This is a genomic window from Chitinimonas sp. (assembly GCF_041904975.1).
Classification (GTDB): Bacteria; Pseudomonadota; Gammaproteobacteria; order Burkholderiales; family Chitinimonadaceae; genus Chitinimonas.
On record NZ_JAYRLZ010000270.1, the window covers coordinates 1 to 5,746 of the forward strand.

General features: G+C 55.8%; 4 protein-coding genes. All 4 read left to right on the top strand.

Features of this window, described 5'->3' with window-relative positions; translation table 11 throughout:
- On the top strand, nt 1-905 hold a 905-nt coding region (locus ACE3OH_RS18560; protein WP_374356691.1), incomplete at its 5' end, for a tyrosine-type recombinase/integrase.
- The gene (locus ACE3OH_RS18565) at nt 898-2,442 is read left to right on the top strand and encodes a site-specific integrase (protein WP_374356694.1); all 1,545 of its coding nucleotides are present in this window, start codon (nt 898-900) and stop codon (nt 2,440-2,442) included. The genes ACE3OH_RS18560 and ACE3OH_RS18565, both read left to right, overlap by 8 nt.
- Nucleotides 2,435-4,483 (top strand): integrase, encoded by a 2,049-nt coding sequence (locus ACE3OH_RS18570; protein ID WP_374356697.1) that lies wholly within the window; start codon nt 2,435-2,437, stop codon nt 4,481-4,483. Before ACE3OH_RS18565 ends, ACE3OH_RS18570 begins: the two co-directional genes overlap by 8 nt.
- 618 nt (nt 4,484-5,101) lie before the next feature.
- Nucleotides 5,102-5,746 (top strand): type I restriction-modification system subunit M (locus tag ACE3OH_RS18575; protein ID WP_374356700.1); only part of this gene is annotated, 645 nt, incomplete at its 3' end.

Below are 5,746 nucleotides of genomic sequence, written 5' to 3' on the forward strand. Positions count from 1 at the left end.
AGAAGACGACGACAGCTGACGTTGATCCGGATGTTGCCGCTAGCCGGTTGCGCTACATCCGGATGTACCTCCAGTGGCTTGCCGCCGAGCGTCTGAGCAGGCATGGCTTGGCACCGTCAGTGGCGTCCCGGCTTGGTGATACGGCCAGGTTCGTGGCCGAAGCGATTGATACTCGCATTCCTTATGGGTCGGGCCGTAACGCGCTTGGCCAACGAGAGGGGGTGTCCGAAGAAGTCGTGGCGGAGCTATTGCGCGTTGTTGATCCGCACTCACCTGACAATCCGTGGCGGGATCAGCACACGCGCTATCGCAATGCCCTGCTTATCCACTGGCTCTTGTATCTCGGGTTGCGCATTGGTGAGGTGTTGGGTGTGCGTGTCAGTGACATCGTGGCCTATCGCAAAGAAGTCACTATTCACCGACGTGCCGATGACCCCGAAGACCCTCGGCAATACCAGCCGCAAACAAAGACACGGGCGCGGGTACTCCCCGTCAGCGGCACGCTGTTGGCGGAAACGCAAGCCTACATCCTGAACCACCGCAGCGCATTGCCGCAGGCTAAGAAACACGCCTTCCTGTTCGTCGCCAGCCGCACAGGTCAACCCATGACTTTGGCTGCCGTGGGGAAGTTGTTCAAGGAAGTACGGGAGCGCTGCCCATCGTTGCCCGAAGGACTCACCGGTCACGTATTGCGCCACACCTGGAACGATGCGTTCTCAAAAAAGATGGATGAGGGAGGTGTTACGCCTGAAAATGAGCGCCAGGCTCGTAGCTACCTTATGGGCTGGTCGCCTACGTCAGAAACCGCCGCTGTCTATACGCGCCGCTATGTTCGCAATAAGGCCAAAGAGGTTTCTCTTGGCCTGCAAGACCAACTCGTGAACAAGGTGAAGGGTTATGAATAAGCCGGCGGAGGCAATCGCGAGTTGGGACTCTGCTCCCAAATTACCTGTTTTGGCGCGAACACGATCCGGTGTCGAATTTGACCCGCGTTTGGACAGGTGGATATACCGTGATGCTACAGATACCGTGAATTTAGACTTTTCCAAGTGGCTAGTGACGGATAAGTTCATTGTGTCAGCCAAACTTTCCCTGCTTTGGTATGCAGAGCATCTGTCCCCAGCGCATCTGAGCAATATGCACGAAAGACTGGGGCATTACCTTCGGGTTGTATGCGATGGCCGAATCCATCCGCTGGGGGAAATTACTAGTGCTGACCTAATCAATTACCGGACCACGCTGACCAGAACTACGTCTTGGTACCTCGGTAGTCTCTCTGGTTTGCTGAAGAAATGGCACAGCCTCGGGTACTCGGGGGTGACTACTGATGCGGCGGCTTTGCTGAAGCAGCTGCGTACTCAGGGCAACCAAAAAGGCGAGGCTGTGCTGACACATGACCCAATCCACGGTCCGTTCACTGACATGGAGTTGGAGTCCCTACAATGTTCGCTTGATAGGGCCTATGTATCGGGTGAAGTCGACCGAGAGGGATATTTGCTTGCTTACCTGTTCATGCTGCTTGGACAGCGTCCTGTGCAGTACGCTGCATTGAAGGTCCGTGACGTTGGCTTAGCTTATGCAAAAGATGGTACGGCCGTGTACACGATACGTGTCCCTCGCGCCAAGCAGCGTAACCAACTCTCGCGTGCTGAGTTCAAGGACCGTGTATTAATCCCCCAAGTCGGCGAGTTGCTGGTTCATTACTCCAAAGAGGTTCTGGCAACGTTTCACAGGCTTTTACTTGATCCCTCGGATGCGCCGCTATTCCCCGCGAGACGTCGCCGGGGTGGTGAACCAGATGGATTTGAGTACCACCGGACAACACAGACGATAGCTGACTTGCTAGAGAGAACCCTTCGTCGCCTGAGTGTGGTGTCTGAGCGGACGGGGCAATCGTTGCACATCACCGCCACGCGCTTTCGCCGCACAGTGGCCACAAGGGCTGCCATGGAGGGCCACGGCGAGCTGATCATTGCCGAATTGCTGGATCATACGGATACCCAGAATGTCGGGGTTTACATCGAGGCTCGACCCGAAATCGTGGAGAGGATCGACCGTGCGATTGCCATGTATTTGGCGCCGATGGCGCAGGCTTTCGCCGGAGTTATCATCAACGACGAATCCCAAGCGAAGCGCATAGGAGATCCGTCTAGCAGGGTGTGCGACCCGAGATTTTCCCCCTCGATGAAGCCCATGGGTAACTGTGGCAAACATGGCTTCTGCGGCTTCTTGGCACCCATCGCCTGCTACACCTGCATGAATTTCCAGCCGTGGCTGGATGGGCCCCACGAGGCAGTTCTCGACTACTTGATCGGCGAGCGTGATCGGCTTGCGGCGCAAACCGATCTACGTATTGCTTCTGTAAATGACCGCACCATCTTGGCTGTCGCCGAAGTGGTGAGGCTGTGTGAGGCTCGGCGCAGTGGAGTGGCTGATGGCTGAAATAGTCTTGTTTACGCCCAAGGCGGAACTTGATGCTGCGGCGAACCTACGTGGTTTTGTTGATATGTGCCGTAGCAAGCTTACCGTCTTCGGGGCGAATTTGCCGTTCCAAAACGACGTGTGGGATGTTACGGACGCGGTCGCTACCAAGGGTAAGGGCGGCAAGCGAGAGCGCATCACGTTCTCCAATGCGGCTACGGTCGATCAGAAATCGCCGGAGATGATGCGTGAGCCATTCCTGTCCTTTGCGAAGGCATACGTTCGTTATATGCATGGGATGCGACCAACCAAGATAATTCACAACAGGGTGGCTGCATTGCGGGCCATCGAAGCAGCGTTGTTAGAGACAGGTTTGCCTCCTGATCCGGTGCAGATCGATTCGCGCATCCTAAATCGTGCGGCGCAGATCGTCGCCGATAGGTTCAGCGATGGAGCCGCATACCGTGTAGGTGGACAGATCGAGATGCTGGGGATTTTCTTGTCAGAAAATCGGCTTGCTGCTGTACCTGTGCGTTGGCGCAACCCGATCAAGCGTCCCAGTAGTGCCGTACGCGTGGGGAAGGAGTTCGATGAAAGACGTGAAGAAAAGATGCCGTCCTCGACTGCGCTCGATGCTTTGCCCCGGATTTTTCGGATTGCTACCGAGCCTGCTGACGTAATCACCGTGTCGGTTGCGGCGATCCTTCTTGCCTCGCCGGATCGTATCAGTGAAGTCCTAACGCTTCCTGAAGCCTGCGAGGTTCGCGAACCCAGAAAGGGCAAAGAGGACGCATACGGATTGCGCTGGTGGCCAGCTAAGGGCGCTGAGCCGATGGTCAAGTGGCTGGTGCCCTCCATGGCATCTGTCGTGGAGGAAGCGCTTCAGAAAATACGGTCAGCCACAGCAGAGGCTCGAGGAATTGCGAAATGGTATGAGCAGCATCCCGATCAGCTTTATCTGGCTGCAGATGTAGCGGACTTGCGTGGTCGGGAATGGTTGTCACTGACGGAACTTGCCCAAATCCTTGGAATTAGGGATCGTGTAGCAGCAAATGCCTGGTGCAAGACGGCTGGTGTTGCGACTGAAAAGCTTGAAGGGTGTGGAAAAAAGTTTTACGTGCGGTTCAGGGATGTCGAGTCCGCGGTGCTCGGTATGTTGCCAAGGGGGTTTCCGGTCCTGGATAAGGTGACCGGCCTGAAGTACAGCGAGGCACTGCTCATTGTGCGGCGAAATGAGCTTGGAGCACGGTACGGTACGTATCGGTGCATGATCGAGGCGGTTGGCATCGGCCAGATCAACACGGGCTTGGGTAGCCGCATAGAGCATGGCCACGAATCAATTTTCACCCGTTTCGGTTTTGCCGAACCGGATGGCAGCCACATCGCGGTCACAACTCACCAGTTCCGTCATTACCTAAATACGCTAGCGCAGGCCGGCGGTTTGAGCCAATTGGATATTGCAAAGTGGTCAGGACGCAAGGATATCAGGCAGAACGAGGCGTACGACCACGTCACCCCGGGCCAGATGCTCCAGAAAATACGGGATGCTGTTGGTGGCGATCAGATGTTCGGGCCACTGGCAGAGCTTCCGAAGAAAGTGCTGATCCGCCGGGATGAGTTCGCTAGGCTGGTTGTGCCGACCGCGCATACCACCGATCTTGGCTACTGCGTACATGACTACACGGCATCACCCTGCCAATTGCACATGGATTGCATACATTGTCGGGACTTGGTGTGCGTGAAGGGCGATACAGAGAAGGAAACGCTACTGAGACGACGCCTGGATGAAGCTAAGGGGCTGATGGAAAGGGCGCAAACGGCGACATCGGAGGGCTACTCTGGCAGTGATAGGTGGCTCGATCACCATCGGACAACAGTGGATCGATTGGCTCAATTGTGCTCGATTATGGATGACCCGAGAGTGCCGGACGGTGCGGTCATCCAGTTGGCAGCCCCCAATATGCCGTCACGAATTGATCGGGTAACCGAGAGGGGGCAGTTCCAACCGGAAAATGAGCAGGTCCGTCTACTCGCCGGTGTCAAAGCCTTGTTAGGGGAATAATCTTGAACACACAGAGAAAGAAACCCGTGGTCCGCAGGGGTAAGAACCTGACCGACGACGCAATTGAGCAAATCGTTAGGATCCTGGATGGATGGGAAGGCAAATTGACCTGGGAGTTGTTGATCGATGTCATCGTGACTAGGCTGCATTGCAAGTACACCAGACAGGCCTTGCATAAACATGAGCGCATCCGCGCAGCCTATGCGCTGCGTAAGGAGTCGCTGGGGGGGCAAAAGGACGTGGCAGTTTCGAGAGGGTCAGGGCCACTTGCGGATGCAATGGCGCGTATTACCCGTCTCGAAGCGGAAAATCAGCGATTGGAGGCAGAGAACCAACGGCTGCTAGAGCAGTTTGTCGTGTGGGCTTACAACGCGCATACACGTGGGTTGGACAAGGAATTCCTAAGCCAGCCACTCCCGCGCGTAAATAGGGGCCAGACTGTGCCAAAAGCGGCTGGAAAGCGTTAACTGCCGGGGCGATTCATCTAATTGCGGGCAGTAAGTAGAATTATGTATTTCGTATGCCACTGCCGTGCACCCAAAAAATAAACCGGATTAGGTCATCGCCACCTGCGATGGAATGACCAAGAAATAACCGAATTGAACTAGGAACAACAACATGACCAGCTCCCAACAACGCGCCGAACTGCAACGCCGAATCTGGCAAATCGCCAACGATGTCCGAGGCGCAGTGGATGGCTGGGACTTCAAACAGTACGTGCTTGGCTCCCTGTTCTATCGGTTTATCAGCGAGAACTTCACGGACTACATCACCGGCGGCGATACATCAGTCGATTACGCCTCCATGGCGGACACTGATGAAAACATCGTTGCGGCCAAAGACGATGCCGTCAAGACCAAGGGCTACTTCATCTACCCCAGCCAGCTGTTCGCCAATGTGGCCGCCAAGGCCAACACCAACGACAGCCTGAACACCGATCTGGCCGCGATCTTCTCCGCCATTGAAAGCTCCGCCAACGGCTACCCCTCGGAGCGCGATATCAAGGGCCTATTTGCCGACTTCGACACCACCAGCAACCGCCTTGGCAACACAGTGAAGGACAAGAACATCCGTCTGGCTGCCGTGCTCAAGGGCGTGGCTGAACTGGATTTCGGTGACTTCGATGCCAGCCATATCGACCTCTTCGGCGACGCCTACGAATTCCTCATCTCCAATTACGCCGCCAATGCGGGCAAATCAGGCGGCGAGTTCTTCACCCCGCAACATGTCTCCAAGCTGATTGCGCAGCTCGCCATGCACAAG

What these genes read in the sequence shown, in the direction of transcription:
- ACE3OH_RS18565 (WP_374356694.1), top strand. Translation starts at nt 898, where the DNA reads ATGAATAAGCCGGCGGAGGCAATCGCGAGTTGGGACTCTGCTCCCAAA.
- ACE3OH_RS18570 (WP_374356697.1), top strand. Translation starts at nt 2,435, where the DNA reads ATGGCTGAAATAGTCTTGTTTACGCCCAAGGCGGAACTTGATGCTGCG.